The sequence below is a fragment of the Winogradskyella forsetii genome, assembly GCF_013394595.1.
Lineage (GTDB): Bacteria > Bacteroidota > Bacteroidia > Flavobacteriales > Flavobacteriaceae > Winogradskyella > Winogradskyella forsetii.
In genome coordinates this window covers 3,716,001-3,733,087 of sequence record NZ_CP053348.1, presented here as the reverse complement: position 1 = coordinate 3,733,087, position 17,087 = coordinate 3,716,001, and the positions used below count along the sequence as shown (strand labels likewise).

9 protein-coding genes are annotated in these 17,087 nt (G+C 39.7%); 5 read left to right on the top strand and 4 right to left on the bottom strand.

Translation table 11 applies throughout. The features are described from left to right. The first annotated feature begins 46 nt into the window (after positions 1 to 46). Entirely contained in the window at positions 47 to 7,237 is a 7,191-nt protein-coding gene (locus tag HM987_RS16050; RefSeq protein WP_229724485.1) for a choice-of-anchor L domain-containing protein, read from the top strand. A gap of 7 nt (positions 7,238 to 7,244) precedes the next feature. Then, on the top strand, positions 7,245 to 8,261 hold the full coding sequence (locus HM987_RS16045; RefSeq protein WP_178987389.1) for a PorP/SprF family type IX secretion system membrane protein: 1,017 nt from the start codon (positions 7,245 to 7,247) through the stop codon (positions 8,259 to 8,261). 172 nt (positions 8,262 to 8,433) lie between these two features. Here the strand turns inward: HM987_RS16045 and HM987_RS16040 are convergent, their stop codons facing one another. Together HM987_RS16040 and HM987_RS16035 are read right to left on the bottom strand one after the other, a co-directional pair. After that, positions 8,434 to 9,603, bottom strand: coding sequence for a VWA domain-containing protein (locus HM987_RS16040; RefSeq protein ID WP_179009037.1), 1,170 nt, complete (start codon positions 9,601 to 9,603; stop codon positions 8,434 to 8,436). A gap of 237 nt (positions 9,604 to 9,840) precedes the next feature. After that, complete coding sequence (locus HM987_RS16035) at positions 9,841 to 10,869, bottom strand: SIMPL domain-containing protein (protein WP_179009036.1); 1,029 nt, start codon at positions 10,867 to 10,869, stop codon at positions 9,841 to 9,843. 335 nt (positions 10,870 to 11,204) lie between these two features. On the opposite strand from HM987_RS16035, the gene HM987_RS16030 reads away from it, so the two are divergent. Together HM987_RS16030 and HM987_RS16025 are read left to right on the top strand one after the other, a co-directional pair. Then, a complete protein-coding gene (locus HM987_RS16030) occupies positions 11,205 to 13,373 on the top strand; it encodes a tetratricopeptide repeat-containing sensor histidine kinase (RefSeq protein ID WP_179009035.1) in 2,169 nt (722 codons plus the stop codon). Between the two features lie 75 nt (positions 13,374 to 13,448). Then, entirely contained in the window at positions 13,449 to 14,183 is a 735-nt protein-coding gene (locus HM987_RS16025) for a LytR/AlgR family response regulator transcription factor (RefSeq protein WP_179009034.1), read from the top strand. Positions 14,184 to 14,299: 116 nt separating this feature from the next. Here the strand turns inward: HM987_RS16025 and HM987_RS16020 are convergent, their stop codons facing one another. Together HM987_RS16020 and HM987_RS16015 are read right to left on the bottom strand one after the other, a co-directional pair. Beyond that, positions 14,300 to 14,560, bottom strand: coding sequence for a hypothetical protein (locus HM987_RS16020; protein WP_179009033.1), 261 nt, complete (start codon positions 14,558 to 14,560; stop codon positions 14,300 to 14,302). Between the two features lie 75 nt (positions 14,561 to 14,635). After that, on the bottom strand, positions 14,636 to 15,427 hold the full coding sequence (locus HM987_RS16015; RefSeq protein WP_179009032.1) for a DUF2797 domain-containing protein: 792 nt from the start codon (positions 15,425 to 15,427) through the stop codon (positions 14,636 to 14,638). Between the two features lie 100 nt (positions 15,428 to 15,527). Here HM987_RS16015 and HM987_RS16010 point away from each other — a divergent pair, with 100 nt between their 5' ends. Continuing rightward, positions 15,528 to 17,045: a GH3 auxin-responsive promoter family protein gene (locus HM987_RS16010; protein WP_179010104.1), complete on the top strand. Its 1,518-nt coding sequence runs from the start codon at positions 15,528 to 15,530 to the stop codon at positions 17,043 to 17,045. Positions 17,046 to 17,087 lie beyond the last annotated feature (42 nt).

Here is a 17,087-nt window from a genome sequence, read left to right as displayed (position 1 = left end):
TTGAAGTTTTTTTCGATATAATGATTGTTTGTTTGTATACCTAACTATGAAAAAGCTCCTATATATTTTAGCCTTATTCGGGTCATGTCTCGGTTTTTCTCAAGACATATTGATGGAAAATGGTTCTTTTATCCGCTGTGCTCCCGATAAATTTTACGATTCAGGAGGACAATTTGGTAATTATTCAGATAATGAAAATTTGGTTACCACTATTTGTCCTCAAAATGACGATGAATTCATTTTGGTTGATTTCACTGAATTCAACACGCAACTTAATTTAGATGTATTAACTGTTTATGATGGTGATGATGTAACAGCTGATGTCATTGGAACCTATACTAGTGTTTTATCTCCTGGTCTAGTTTCTGCTACTGCTAGTAATACCTCTGGGTGTTTAACTTTTGAATTTAACAGTAGTGGGTCCAGCAATGTTGCTGGCTGGGAAGCGGATATTATTTGTGCTGTCCAATGCCAAAATATTACAGCTTCTATTGATAGTACTAATCCGGCAGAAACTTCGCCTAACGTTATTGAAATATTACCTGGGGAAACTGTGGAGTTTACAGGAGGTGCTTCCTTTTCCGTTGACGGAACCGATGCGACATATAGTTGGGATTTCGGAAATGGAAGTAGTGGTACAGGCCAAAATGTTTCTAGTACATATAATACATCTGGGAATTATATTGTTAGGTTGACGGTTCAAGACAATAACCCTGTTGGCTGTGAAGACACTGTAATAATATTTGTAAATGTATTGGAGTCTATTGTGTCAGTAAATAATCCTGCTTTTCCTGAATCTTCTTTTAGTCTTGAAGAACTGGTTGAAAATGTCTTAGTTTCGGGTGGGTGTTCTGGCGTGGATAATTTTTCGGTTCAGGTTAATGGTAATCCAAATCAACTTGGAACCAAAAGTTATGGGTATTTTACTAAAGGTGGAGCAGTTGGTTTCCCTTTTGAGGAAGGTATTATTTTAACTACTGGTGTGGCTTCAGAAGCTGGGAATTTAATTGACAACACTCTAGTTTCTAATAACAATGGGCAAGCTGGAGATGATGATTTAGGCACTGCTCTAGGTCAGACGGATTTGAATGATGCTACATTTGTAAAATTTAATTTTGTACCAACAGCTAGTGTTATTGAGTTTAGATATTTAATGGCGTCAGAAGAATATGATGGTAATACAGAATGCAACTTCGCGGATAGTTTTGCTTTTTTATTGCGGGAGGTAGGTACAACAGCTTATACCAATTTAGCTGTTCTACCTGACGGAACACCGGTGAGCGTCACAAATATTAATAATTCTGGAAACTGTACTGATAACCCTACTTATTTTGAGGGTTATAATATAGGAGACACTAATTATGGAGGTCGAACAGTAGTTCTAACAGCTTCCGCTGCAGTAACACCTAATGTTGTTTACGAAATAAAATTAGTTGTTGCTGATGAAGGTGATTCAATATGGGATTCAGCTATTTTTTTAGAAGCGGGTAGTTTTGTTTTAGGAGGCGAATTGGGAGATGATATCACAATTGAAGCCGGAACAGCAGAATGTAATGGAGATTTTGTAACTTTAGATACGGAAGCCCCAACGGCAACACATACATGGTTTTATGCTGCTGATGTCAATGCACCAGATGATAGAGTGGAAATAATTGGAGAAACAGATTCTACACTAGAAATTGATCAGCCGGGTTTATACTTTGTTGATGTCGTTTTTGCAGCTGATTGTACCACTTCAGATTCTATTCAAGTACAGTTTATACCTAATCCAATAGCTAATCCTGCACCAAATATTGAATTTTGTGATGCTGATGATTTTGCTGAGTTTGATCTTTCAAGTAATGATGATGAAGTTTTGGGAAGTCAAAATACTGCGGATTTTGTGATATCTTATCATTTTTCGGAACAGGATGCTATTGATAATTTAAGTCCATTACCGAATACTTATACAAATGTGTCAAATCCACAAACTATTTGGGCTCGTATTGCCGATAACTCACAAGAATGCTATAGTACTACAAGTTTTAGTATCGCTACATTAGATCAACCTACAATTAATACAGTCTTAGACTTAGAATTATGTGATGACGAGAACAACGATGGGGTTGCTGAATTCGATCTCAGCAGTCAGTCATTAACAATTTTGGGTTCGCTTTCTCCAACGAATTTTAATCTTACCTATCACTTAAGTTTCGACGATGCCGATACTGGCGACAATGCGTTGCCATTGTCATACACCAATACAATGAACCCGCAGCCGATATACGTAAGGATAGAGAGCGCGAGCGATGCAAGCTGTTACAATGCCTCGCCGGACCCTGTTTTCGACCTGGTGGTGAACGCTAGGGCGATAGCCAACACGCCTCTAGATATGCTGGCATGCGACGCTACGGGCAACGACGGTATAGAGACCTTTGACCTTGGCAGCCAAGAAGCGGTTATTTTGGGCGGCCAAGATCCAGCGACTTTCTCTGTAACGTTCCACAATACACTAGATGATGCTGAAAATGGAGTAGGAGACCTGCCTACAAGTTACCAGAACGCCACGCCCAACCAAGAGACTATCTATGTACGGGTAGAAGACCCAGCCTATCCAAGCTGTTACTCGACCACGAGTTTCGATTTGATCATCAATGCCCTACCAGCACTGGTCGGCGTACCGGCCTTACAGGTCTGCGATGATGACATGGACGGTTTTGTGGCCTTTCCTTTGAGCACAAGGGAGGCAGAGCTGCTGAATGGGCAAACAGGCATAGAGGTTTCTTATCACGAAAGCTTAGTAGGTGCAGAGACAGATGATGCGGAAATATTTGATGGTTACGTAAATACAACCATGACCAACCAGACAATATTTGTACGTTTGGAAAATAGCGCCACAAACTGTTACAGCGTAAATACACTCGAGCTGGAAGTTGTGGCAAACCCAATAGCAAACGTTACAACGGCACTGGAAGTCTGCGACGATAACGCAGACGGAGTTGCCGAGTTTAACCTTAGTCTAAAAGATGCAGAAGTCATAGGTTCGCAAAGCGGCATGACGGTCAGTTATTATGCCGATCCGGCAGATGCAGAATCGGGGGATGGCCCATTGCCGACCACATATACAAATACAGCCCCAGGATCCCAAGAGGTTTATGTACGTATTGAAAACGGTGCCACGGGCTGTTATGCGACAACGGCATTACAGCTCATCGTTAACCCAAAACCATTGGTTACAACGGTAACAGCATATGAGTTATGTGACGACAATCTATCAGGGGACGAAGAAGAAGACTTTGATCTCAGTACAAAGACAGCAGAGATATTGAACGGCCAAGTCAATGTAGCGGTCAGTTATTATGCCAACGAAGCAGATGCAGGCGCGGGAACAAACGAGATAACGACACCTTATACGAACATTAGCAATCCACAGACCGTAGTAGCCGTTCTGACCAACACGAACACCAACTGTATTTCAACAACGACCTTCGAACTCATAGTGAACCCCTTGCCAGCGATAACGGCACCGACAGCCTTGGAGGTCTGTGACGACGGCACACCTGACGGCATCACCGGGATGGACCTTAGCCTGAAGAACACGGAGGTCACGGGCAACAACCCGAACTATTCGGTAAACTATTACGAATCCATGGCAGATCTGCAATCGGGAGCAGATCCGTTACCAACATTGTACACCAATACGAGCAATGGCCAGGTCATCATTGTTTATGTCGAGGACGTTAACACGGGCTGTTCCGCTACCACGACCCTAGAGCTGGTCGTGGAGCAGGCACCAGTGGCATTTGCACCGGCACCCTTGAGGTACTGCGACCCGGACAACGACGGCTTTGGGATGTTCGACCTTGCCAGTACGGCGAACGGGATTACCGGAGGGGCCTCTGGGCTCACGGTAACCTACCACGAAACACAGACCAATGCGAACAATGGCGTGGACGCCATAGATACCACGGCGAGCTATAACAACATCGTACAAGATGCACAGACCCTTTATGTCAGGGTAGAGAGCGCTACCATAGCCACGGATTGCGCCACCATAGTAGTATTGGAGCTGATAGTGGAGCCGACACCGCAGCTAATGGCGCCGACCCCATTGGAGGTCTGTGACGATATCTCGGCCGATGGTTATGCCACTTTCGATCTAACGGACAAAGCGGAAGAAATCCTGAACGGCCAGGACCCCGTGCAATATGAACTTAGCTATTATGAAAGCGAGGCCAATGCGGCACTGGCGATGAACCCAATCGGCAATCCGTTGGCCTATATCAACACGGACGATTTCAACCAGACGATCTGGGTGCGTGTAGAAGACAACACCACGGTAGAAGGCTGCTACAAGCTAACAAGTCTAGAGCTGATAGTCAATGCCTTACCGGTCTTGGTGACACCGGCACCATTGGAGCTTTGCGATACCGTCACCTTAGACGATGGGCAGGAAGCCTTTACGCTCGAGGATGCCAATGCGGACATACTGAACGGACAGACGGGAATTACCCTAACGTACTACGAGACCCAATTGGACGCGGACAATGCGACTGACCCAATTGAAAGCCCTTATACCAATACGAGCAATTCCCAGACTATCTTTGTAAGGGCACAGAACGATATCACGGGCTGTTACAGTACGGTAACGGTAACGCTGAGGGTCAACCCGATCCCGTCACCGGAGCAAAGCCCTGATCCGATAGAGGTCTGTGACGATGACAATGACGGTTTTGCCGAGTTCGACCTGGAGATCCGTACGGTAGAGATAACCAATGGGGAATCCGATGTGGTAATTACCTATCACGAAACCCAGAGCGATGCAGAACAAGGGGAGAATGCGATCACGGGACTGTACACCAACATCGTGGCCAATAACCAGATGATCTATGTACGGTCTCAGAGCACGCTGACCGGTTGTTACAACCTTACCCTGAACACGCTGGAGCTTATTGTGCACCCGGCACCGGAAGTACCAACGAGCCTAGAACCTTACACGATCTGTGATAGCGATAATGATGGTTCGGCGCAGTTCGACCTGACCACCATGGACGAAGAAGTGCTCAACGGCCAAGACCCGACAGCAGTGGAACTGACCTACCATGTAAGTGCGGCGAATGCAGAAACAGGAAGCAACCCTATCATCAATGTGGGCAACTATACCAACAACGGTAACCCACAGACGATCTATGTACGCCTGTACGACCCTATAACGACCTGTTTCGATACAGGGATGTTCGAGCTGATCGTAGCCTTGCCACCAGAAGCGGTGCAGCCTACACAATTAAACGAATGTGACGATCTTGGGGAAGTTCCGGGAGATGAGATCACTGAATTTGACCTTACGGTAAAGGATACGGAGATCACAGGGGGCAATGCCAGCTGGTCGGTAGCCTATTATGAGACCAATGCAGATGCCCAGGCACAGGAAAATGCCATAGCAGACCCAACACAGTACACCAATATGGAAATAAATGGATTGGCGGCCAACCCACAGACCCTTTATGTCGTGGTCACCGATACCGATACGGGCTGTGTTGATTTTACGACCTTGACCATCAGGGTATTGCCAAACCCAACGCCTACGGCCAGCGATTTGTTGCCCAACATAGAACGCTGTGACGAAGAAAACACGGGAGACGGCGAGGAAGAATTTGACCTCACGGAAAACGAAGACCTGATCCGCAACGGTGAGAACGGGGTGACCATAACCTATCACGAGACAGAGGACGCTGCCAACGCGGGCACGGACGCAATCCCAGACCCAACACAGTACACCAATACAGGGACACCAACGCAGGAGATCTATGTAAGGATGACCAAGGACGCCACGGGCTGTTATGCCCTGGTGGACTTTACCATCGAGGTGAACCCGTTGCCAGAGGTGGTCGCTGTGACGGACTTCATCCAATGCGAGCTCTTTACCGACGGCACCGACACTTTTGACCTTGGCACCAAGGACGCCGAAGTGCTGAACGGACAGGACGAGGCCCAGTTTACGGTCAGTTACCATGACAACCTAACGGATGCGGAAGAAGGGATGAACGGCCTTGTGAGCCCGTACACCAATACGGCGAACCCGCAACAGATATTCGTGACCATCACCAACAACGGGACGGGCTGTTCCATCAGCACCCAGAGCTTCAACATCGAGGTACAGGAGGCCGCACAGGCCAATCCGGATATGGACCCGATCCTTTTTGAGCTTTGTGACGATGAAATGGAGACCGATGGCAACCCGGTTAATGACAGCACCCAGTTCGACCTGACGAACATGGACACAGAGGTATTGGACGGACAGGACCCGTTGAACTACATCGTGACCTACTATGCCACCCAAGAAGATGCGGACGACAAGGTGAACCCATTGCCGACCTTATACGAAAATATAACGAACCCACAAGTGATCTATGCAAGGGTGGACAACGACACGCCAGATGCGGTCACGGACGCGGACACTTCGATCTGTTATGCCCTGGCAGCGCTCACCCTACAGGTGAACCCGTTACCGGAGTTCGACCTGGATGAGAGCTATACCCTGTGCGTAAACACGGACGGGAGCGAAATACTGGACCCATTGGTCATAGACACGGGCCTATCGGCAACGGACTATGGTTTTGTGTGGCGCTATGAGGGCGTAGAGATAACGGGCGAGACAGGGCCGAGCATCATGCCGACCCAAGGCGGAAGCTATAGCGTGCTGGTTACCGATATAAGCACGTCCACGGCGACCAACTGTACAAATGAGGATACCACGGAAGTCATGGAAAGCGAGCCGCCGAGCATAACGGTGAACGTACTGACACAGAACTTTGCGGAGAGCCACGTTCTGGAAGTGGTGCCAGGGGACGAGATAGGGGACTATGAGTACAGCCTGGACAATGGGCCATGGCAGGACGGGACCCTGTTTACGGACGTGTCACCTGGCCAGCACCATATCACGGCAAGGGACAGGAACGGCTGTGGCACAGCGACCGAACCAGCGTTCATAATCGATTATCCGCTGTACTTTACGCCCAACGGAGACGGCCAAAATGAAACTTGGAACATAGAAAGTATTGGAAGCAGCGCAAAAATTTATATATTTGACCGTTACGGGAAGCTGTTGAAGCAGATCAGTCCAGATGGGACTGGCTGGAACGGAACGTACAATGGTGTCGCCATGCCTACCAGTGGCTATTGGTTTACAGTGGAGTACGACGAACCTTTGACAGGAGAACGTAAAGAATTTAGAGCCCATTTTACCCTGAAACGATAAAGAAATTATGAAATTAAAAAAGTATTGGTTAGTAGCATTTCTAGCTTTTTTGGCAAATTTTAGTTTTGCCCAAGAAGGTATTCCTATTTATTCGGATTATTTAACAGATAATTATTATTTAATCCATCCATCTATGGCAGGTGTTGCGAATTGTGCCAAGATAAGATTAACCGCAAGACAACAATGGTTTGGCATTGACGATGCCCCAAGCGTACAAACATTGAGTATGAATGGAAGAATAGGTGATTCTCCTGTAGGAATTGGAGGAATTCTTTTTAATGACGCCAATGGTTACCATTCAACAGTTGGTGGCTACGCAACGTTTGCCTATCATTTAATGTTTTCCAGAAATGAGATAGATTTAAATATGCTATCATTTGGATTAAGCGCTGGTTTTCTTCAGTATAAGCTTGATGAAACAAGTTGGTTAGTTCCGGGAGCACCTTTTGATGAAGCCGTTTTAGGTATAGAACAAAGTGCCACAAATTTCAATATAGATTTTGGTTTCTCGTACCATTTTATAGATTTCTACGCACATTTCACAGCGAAGAATATTTTGGATAATTCAGGAATTAATTTTAATAGAAATGGAGATTTCGAATTTAAAAATTTGAGAACTTATTTATTATCTTCAGGTTATACCTTTAATAAATTTGGTAGTGACTGGAGTTACGAACCTTCAATAATGTATATGTATAGAGATGCAACTAAAGAATCTTCCATAGATATAAATGCTAAAGTTTACAGAGAAATGGATTTTGGTAAAGTTTGGGGAGGTTTATCTTACAGACGTAGTTTAGATGGTGCGGAATTTCAAGATGGTACTGGTGTTAGTAGCCAAAAATTACAGTACATTACACCATTTTTAGGAATAGATTATAAGAATTTCGTGTTTGCCTATACGTATTCTTATCAGGCTAATACCGTGAATTTTAACACAGGTGGTTTCCATCAATTAACACTTGGCTTCAACTTTAATTGTAGAAGAGAGAAATATGAATGTAACTGTCCTGCGGTAAATTAAAAGCATATAGTATAACAAGAAAAAGAGGTTCAATGAAAATTGAGCCTCTTTTTGTTCAGTCATATTTAATATTTTGATATAATTCTTTTAGTTCAAACCTGTTAGTTTGTTTTTGGAATTTGAATTTTTTTATTTGGAATTTAATAACTTACGGACTTTGTCCCAAATTAGTTTATTCCCACTTGTAATTTTTCTTTTCGGCCTGAGTTCTTAAAGCTTCAAGCATTGCGCTTTCTAAGTTATTTGTGGAATCATTGTTTTGTTTAGCCACATAAACCCGACGTTTTAAATTTAATGCAGCAATTTCATCTTGAAGATTTTCACGCGTTATGCGTTTCTTTTCAACATAAGATTTAATTTCAGATTTAGACTTTCCTTTTAATTCCTTTGGTAATTCGCTTTCCTTTAAATCTTCATAAGAAAAATCGGCTTCTTTTTCAGCATCTACCAAATCCCAAGAACTATTTTTATATAATCTTGAACTTTTACTAACTGTTCTACTAACGGCATTCGCTTTGTTATAACTCATAGCATTGGAATCTTGTTCGGCCTGCATTTCCATTTTTTTCCTTCCAGCACTTCCATAGGCAACGTAAGTTTTGTTTAATTTTTCATTCAACTCTAAAATTTTATCGTCATACGGTGAAGCCACGTGTACCGTTGCCTCATTATGATTAATCGCCATATAATTCCCATGTGTTAAATCGGCTCCATCTTTCCATTTGGTTGAAATACCTTGATTGTAATCGCCGCAAAAAATAGTATTTACAGTCACCTCATTTTGATGCGCCAATTTAGAGGCATCCTTATAGTTCACTGTTCCTTGAGTATAAGGTTCATTTCCAGCGATGAAAATAAGTTTTAGATCGTCTTTACTTTCTCCCCATCCTAATTGGTTGAGAGCAGTTTGAATGACTTTTCCGCAGTATTCATTACCGCCATTTGTAGTTAGCGAGAATAATGATTTTGAAATTTCATCCAAATCATCGCTAAAGGCTAACACTTGTCGTAAATAACCTTCTTCGGCATTAAGGTTGTCATTGCCATATTCGTAAAGGGCAATTTTAAGATTAGGACTTTCGTCTTCACATTTCGCATATGAGAGTTCATTTACAATTTTCCAAAGTTGTGCTCTGGCTTGGTCTATTAAACCGTCCATACTATTGCTAGTATCTAATAATAAGGCCACTTTAATTTCAGGTTTTTCAGTTTTAGATGCGGTTTCAATAATGGTTTCTGCAATCAATTCATCCGAAATACTCGATTTTTTATTATTCGCATTGCAAGCCAATAAGGTGCTTAAGCCTAAGGCGATGACTAAGGGTTTTAATTGTGGTTTCATATTTTCTAGTTTTTTATTTAATTTATATTTTTTTTTGAAGTAATGTTTATTGAAAAGCACCCCTAATGAGCTATGCTCGGTATCTTCAACAAAAGCTTTCGCTTTTATTTCGATAATCCTCTAGGGGACAATTCTACTCAACCACCATAATTTTAATATTGACATCCAATATATTTATCACTTAATGGACCAAGTCTTGATTCTTTAGTCTAAAAGCATAGCGGTCTTGAATCTATTTTATTTCGTATTCAATTCTTTAACATCAATAGTTCCATTTGGTGATATCACATAATATTTGTGGTCTATTTTAGTTTCTACAATGGGAGTTGGTTTTTTCTCTTTTGGTTTCGGTGTAAAAACTAATTTTATATTCATACCAATCTGAACCACAGGTTCTAAGATGGAAGGATTAATTACCACATCATAATTTTCGTAGGTTAAAGGTTGATAGTAATATGAAGTCTGCTTTTTCACTGTGGTAACACCTTTGTTTTTTTCTAAAGCTTCAACCGAAGTACTATTATAGGCTTGGTAGCTTTGGTAAAAATCCTTCGGGAAATAACAGTATTTATCATCTGCAATAGCAACATCGTAATCAGTCATATTAAAACCTAAAGCTTTATAATATGCTTTTTTATCGTCTATAAGTTTCAATAATTCGTCTTGAAGATTTTTGTAAACTTCCTGTATGTCGTCAATATAATAATCGACTTTGACCAAGTTGTAAACTTCACTTTGGGCACAGGCTTCTAATATGGATTCAAACTGATTGGTTTTAGTAAATTGAATATGGATGTTTTGTTGCAATTCAAAGCCTTTTGGCACTTCAGTATAGGTTTTGCTGAATAATTTCTTGGTAACTTCAACTTCATAAATGGGAATAAATGAAATCACATCGGTCGCTATGTTTTTTTGAGTGATACCTTTAGCATTTAAACGGTATTTAATACTATCCATACGCGCTTTCATCAGTTGATTTGTTTTTTCGGCTGAAGGCCCAATTTGAGACACATTGAATATCGCAGTGTAAGTGGTTGCACTAGCATTTTGAAGCGCCTTCACATCAACCGTCAATACATTACTTGGATGGAGTGTTTTGTTAATTTGTTGTTGAACAGTTGGATTGTAAATTTGAGCATTGCCGGAGCTTAGAATATTTTGCCTTGAAATATCTTGTGTAATCTGATTGTAGTTGCCTTTGTGTTGCGCAGAGAGATGACTACTTAATAATAGTAAAAGCACAAATCCTAGATAGGTTGTTTTCATGTTTTGTATAGTTTTTGATGATTTGAAAAGGAGCTAGACCAATTAATATTAGGTATTCTTTTAAATTTTAAACTCATTGTTTATCGCTTAAAGTATCAAGTCTTAATTCTCGATTCTAACAGCAAAGCGGTCTAGTTTCTAATTTTTGTAAAGCTCTGTCGAAAAAAGACGAACTAAAACCCACAATGAGTAAAGTGGCTATTTGAATGCGTAAAGTCGTCTATAATTTTAGTAGCATTTGCTATTTAATGAAAAAATTGAACCCAAAATCAGGTTGGCCATTTTTTGATACCAAATAAAGTATGTAAGTTTAGTCCAAGAAATAAAAAGTTGAAGTGAGAGTTTCTAAACCATATTGTCTTTTATTATTGTTTTTCCTGCTTGGTTTGTTAGCCTTCGGACAGCAAAATGAGCTAGATAGAAGAGCTGATGAGGCTGAATTTAATATACGAGGCTCTGTCTATGAAGAAAACTCCTTTAAACCATACAGGGATGTTGAAATTTTGGTAAATGGTGGTAGATACACAAGAACCAGTTTAGATGGTTCTTTTAACATTAAGGCTAGAATTGGAGATGAGCTTATTATTACCCATGACGAATTTGAAACCATTTATTATACCATAACTTCTAATGAACGCATAACCATAAGGGTAACAGATTCTAAACAATATGGTAGACGTTCCAAGATTGATAGCGATTTTAAACGCTTCAACGAGATGATAGATTCCGCAGATGTCTATCTCAAGAAAGATGCAGAGAAGAGCATAAAATTTATTGGTGATGCTTTGGATGTGGATATAAATACCTCACAAAGTGCCGAAGCGCATGAATTATTAGGTGATATTTATAAGTATTGGAAACAGTACGATTTAGCAATTTCGGCTTACAAAATTAGCATTCAAAATCAGAAAACGGCTTCCGCACAGCTCAAATTGGCACGCGCTTATCTTAGCAATAACGATTTTGATATTAGTCTAGGGGTCTATAAAACCATAGAAGAACAGTCCTTATCTAATTACGACAAAACGGTTTTATACGAAGGAATGGGCGATGTCTATGTGAAATTGAAGGATTTTCCCAAAGCGATAGAGGCTTATGAAAAAGGTCTGGAAGTAGCACGAAAACACTTAATAGCGCCAAAAGTTACGGATTTAAATTCTAAAATGGCACAGGTCTATAGTGATCAAGGGCAAACAAATAAGGCAAAAGCCTATTTTAGTAATTCTTTGAATTTAGCTGAAAAAGAAAATAAAAAACGCGCTGTTGAAGAACAAATCAAGGTGGCAGAATTCAATAGTGCTAATGCGGATTATGAAGATGAAATCGTATTACGAAAACAAGCCATTGAAGGCATAAAGGATATTGAAAAAGATTCTGTGATTGCCAATGAAAGTACTATTACCTCACAAAAACAGAACTATAAAATTGGAACGGCTTACATTCTTAAAAATGAATTAAACAATGCCATTCCTTATTTTGAAAAAAGTATTGAGGAGGCCAGTGAAAAGGAAGATTTAGAAGTTAAAAAAGATGCGACTAGAAAATTATCCGACATTTTAATTGAAATTGGTGAAACCAAAAAAGGCTACGAAATGTTAGCGGAACATATTACTACGGTTGACGAATTATATGCTAAAAAAATCCAGGAAATATCACAAGTAGCACGTTTTAGCAGGAATATCGCAGAGCAGCAAAACCGAATCACAACTTTAGAAAGTGACAGAGCTTTATCTAAAAGTACCTATGAATTAACCCAAGAGCGCAACAAAAGCCAACAACTCATTATTTATTCCTTAATAGGAGGTTTAGTGTTGCTTTTAATCACGGGTTTTTTAATGTTCAAATACATAAAGCAACAACGCTTGGCAAATAATTTACTAGCTTTAAAATCTTTGCGAAGCCAAATGAATCCGCACTTTATTTTTAATGCTCTCAATTCTGTAAATACATTTATTGCCACCAATGACGAACGTACAGCAAACAAATATCTATCTGATTTTTCGCAGTTAATGCGAGCGGTTTTAGAAAATAGCGAAGAAGATTTTATTCCTTTGAAAAAGGAAATTGAACTGTTGAACCTATACACCAAACTCGAACATTTTAGATTTCAGGATAAGTTTGATTACTCCATAGACGTCGATGAAACTATTGATGTTGAAGAATTTCAGATTCCACCAATGCTATTACAACCCTATATTGAAAATGCGGTTTGGCATGGCCTGCGTTACAAAACGGACAAAGGCCATTTGAATATCAATATAGAACCGAAATCCAAGGATGAAATTACCATTACCATTATAGATGATGGCATTGGCAGAATACGTTCTAAAGCTTTAAAAACGGATCACCAAAAAAAGCAGAATTCTAAAGGGATGAACAATATTAAAAAACGAGTCGCTATTTTGAATGAAATGTATAAAGATAAAGTAGATGTTTCGATTGCCGATTTTCAGGATCTGGAAGATGTGGGAACAAGGGTAGTGGTGACTTTAAGAAAGGATTAAAAAAAAGCATGAAGCACGAAGTTTGAGGTTGGAAGTAACTTCATGCTTCCAACTTCGTGCTTCAAACTATAGAATATGAAACTAAACGCAATCATAGTAGAAGACGAAGAAAACAGTAGAATAATTCTAAGGAATTATTTGACCAAATACTGTCCAAATATTTCAATTTTAGGCGAAGCTGCCAATGTTGATGAAGCCTTGATTTTAATTAGAAACAATGATCTGGATGTGGTGTTTTTAGATGTAGAAATGCCTTATGGTAATGCTTTTGATTTATTGGACAAAGTTGGCGACATCGACTTTGAAACCATATTTGTAACCGCTTATAATCATTACGCGATAGATGCTTTAAATGCGCATGCTTCCTATTACTTAATGAAACCGATATCTATTGATGAATTGATAAAAGCTGTGGATTATGTCACAGAAATTAGAACGAAGGAAGAGGCTCTTCAAGATCAGGTTTTGGTGCCAAAGACTAATTCCGTAAATGGCAAAATTACCATTCCGCAACAGAATGGTTTTGAAGTGATTGAAACAGCAGATATCATGTACTGTAAAGCTGATGATAACTATACTGAAATATTCCTGAACAACAATAAAAAGAAACTGGTCAGTAAAACTTTGAAATATATTGAAGAAAGTTTAAAGGATGCCAATTTTGCCAGAGTCCACAAAAGCTATTTGGTCAATGTGAATGAAATTGTAAAGTACGTGAAAGGTAAAGGTGGAAGCGTGGTGTTGAGTAATGGAAAGGAAATCATGGTATCTGCTTCTAAAAAATCTGATTTATTGTCATATTTTAAGTAAGAAAAGTAGATTCAATACAGATGAACCTCATTAGCGAAAAAGAATACCTTCTATAGTTAGCAGCTCATTTTATCAACCGAGACTTAGTAACCTCAAGCAAAATTAAAATCTCAATTTTAGAGTTTTATATCCTCTAATTCATTCTCGGCTTTAAATCCTGAAGGTTCAATAGGGCGATCTTCATAAAAATGCTCAAACGTCTTATCGGTTGTATATTTATCTTTTAAGGTTTTGTATACCATCACCACTACGGCTATTTGGCCAATGACGGTTAAATAAAACACCCAAGAAAACGGAAAATTTAACGTCGCCATTATGGTAACGGTAATCAGTAATAAGGTCGTTATTATTATGTAAGGAAAAGGTGAAGATTTCATAATTCAAAGTCTTTTTTTATAAGATAGATGATTTTCAAAAAATAATAAAGACTTTTAACGGAACTCTAACAGCATTTATAACTGTAATTCCACGACCAAACCTTCATTCGCTCTCACATTAAAAACCGTATTATCTTCAAAAATGAGGTATTGGCCTTTTATACCCACTAATTTTCCGGAGTAGTTCGGTGTTTTAGTGAGGTTAAGGCTTTTAGGTTTTACAGGGTAACGTTCCACAGGAAAATGAAGATGCGTTTCTGTATTGTTCTCCATAAAATAAGGTTGGGCTTCTTCTGGAATATAGGTTTTTAAATTCCTGCGCCATTCCAATAAATCTTCGTCCTTAATGTCATTTTTCAACATCGTTCGCCAATTGGTTTTATCAGCAACGTGATCTTTTAGAGCGACTTCCGTGATTCCAGCTAAATATCGGTTGGGAACTTCTACGATTTCAACAGCTTCGTGTGCGCCTTGATCTATCCATCGTGTTGGTATTTGGCTTTTTCTGGTCACGCCTACTTTTATATTACTTGAATTCGCTAAATACACAATATGCGGTTGTAATTGTACTTTCTTTTCGTAATCTAAGTCTCGGTCTTCCTTACCTAAATGTGCCGTACTTAATTCTGGTCTCATAATCCAATCGCCTGCAAAAGGTTTATCAAAAAAACAGGTTTTACAAAAGCCTTGACGATAAATCGGTCTATCTAATCCACAGCTTAAACATTGATGGCCAATAAGTTTCATGTTAATGGGCTTGTTCAGTAACTGATTCATATGAATAAAATCATTCTCAAAGACCAAGTAATATTGAATGGGCTCTAAAAATTCCGTTTGCATTTTTGTGAGGACTCCTGAGTAAACCATGAAAGAATTTTAGTAAATTTAACTTTTCAAATTTAGAAAACTAAATACGTAAAACAAACATTTGCCAAATGCCGTTTTAACGGCTAAAGATAGCCAATCTATGCCAATTCCTATTGTAAATTCTATTGCTTCCTGGTTTTTGAAAAAACGATTCCACCAAATAGAACTGTTTTTAAAATACCCGAACGAAGTTCAAAATGAATTGCTTTTCAGCTTGTTGAAAGTTGGAAAAGACACTGAGGTTGGCAGGAAATATGACTTCGATTCCATAAAAACGTATAGAGCGTTCAATGAACGTATTCCAATTGTAAATTATGAAGAATTTCAACCTTTAATTGAACGCTCAAGAGGTGGTGAGCACAATATATTTTGGCCAAGCCCCATAAAGTGGTTTGCAAAATCTAGTGGGACGACCAATGCAAAGAGTAAATTTATTCCTGTAAGTTATGAATCTTTAGAAGATTGCCATTATGCAGCTAGTAAAGATTTGCTTTGTATGTACTTAAACAATAATGAGGATGCGCAATTGTTTACCGGAAAAAGTTTGCGTTTGGGGGGCAGTAAGGAATTATACCGGGAAAATGGAACGGCATTCGGCGATTTAAGTGCGATACTTATAGATAATATGCCATTTTGGGCTGAGTATAGTAGTACACCAAGTAACAGAGTATCGCTGATGAGCGACTGGGAAACCAAGATGGAGGCTGTTGTTGAAGAAACGATTGCCGAGAACGTAACGAGTTTGGCAGGTGTGCCATCTTGGATGTTAGTATTGCTCAACAACGTATTAGAGAAAACAGGAAAAGATAGTATTCTTGACATCTGGCCAAATCTTGAAGTTTATTTTCATGGCGGTGTGAGTTTTAACCCGTACGTCGAGCAATATAAGGCTATTTTACCTTCCAATAAATTCAGGTATTATGAAACCTACAATGCATCTGAAGGGTTTTTTGCCATTCAAGATCAAAATAATTCCAGTGATTTATTGTTGATGTTAGATTACGGGATTTTCTATGAGTTTATTCCCATGGATTGTTATGGAACGCCTCAGCAAATTGCTATTCCGTTGAGCGAGGTAAAGCTAAACACTAACTATTCGGTTGTCATTACAACTAATGCTGGGTTATGGCGCTACAAAGTTGGTGACACTATACGGTTTGTGAGCTTAAGTCCGCATCGCATTAAAGTTACTGGTCGCACTAAACATCATATCAATGCGTTTGGTGAAGAATTGATTATAGAAAATGCTGAAAGAGCATTGAAAAATGTTTGCAAACGTACATCCGCTGAAATTGTTGATTATACGGCAGCTCCAGTATTTATGGAAGGCAAGGAAAAAGGCGCACATGAATGGATTATTGAATTTAAAACACCTCCAGAAAATATGGCTTATTTTGAAGAGTTGTTCGATAATGCTTTAAAATCCTTAAACTCGGATTATGAAGCTAAACGTTTTAATAATATGACCTTAAACAAACCAAAAATCCATAGTGCTAGAACGAACTTGTTTTATGATTGGTTAAAGGAAAATGATAAACTTGGAGGCCAGCATAAAGTACCGCGTTTATCCAATTCTAGAACTTACTTAGAGGAATTGTTACGTCTTAACGCCTCATAATTTAACCTGAATTTCATCGAAGAAATTAACATTTTGCTCATG

What these genes read in the sequence shown, in the direction of transcription:
- HM987_RS16050 (WP_229724485.1), top strand. Translation starts at nt 47, where the DNA reads ATGAAAAAGCTCCTATATATTTTAGCCTTATTCGGGTCATGTCTCGGT.
- HM987_RS16045 (WP_178987389.1), top strand. Translation starts at nt 7,245, where the DNA reads ATGAAATTAAAAAAGTATTGGTTAGTAGCATTTCTAGCTTTTTTGGCA.
- HM987_RS16040 (WP_179009037.1), bottom strand. Translation starts at nt 9,603, where the DNA reads ATGAAACCACAATTAAAACCCTTAGTCATCGCCTTAGGCTTAAGCACC.
- HM987_RS16035 (WP_179009036.1), bottom strand. Translation starts at nt 10,869, where the DNA reads ATGAAAACAACCTATCTAGGATTTGTGCTTTTACTATTATTAAGTAGT.
- HM987_RS16025 (WP_179009034.1), top strand. Translation starts at nt 13,449, where the DNA reads ATGAAACTAAACGCAATCATAGTAGAAGACGAAGAAAACAGTAGAATA.
- HM987_RS16020 (WP_179009033.1), bottom strand. Translation starts at nt 14,560, where the DNA reads ATGAAATCTTCACCTTTTCCTTACATAATAATAACGACCTTATTACTG.
- HM987_RS16015 (WP_179009032.1), bottom strand. Translation starts at nt 15,427, where the DNA reads ATGGTTTACTCAGGAGTCCTCACAAAAATGCAAACGGAATTTTTAGAG.
- HM987_RS16010 (WP_179010104.1), top strand. Translation starts at nt 15,528, where the DNA reads ATGCCAATTCCTATTGTAAATTCTATTGCTTCCTGGTTTTTGAAAAAA.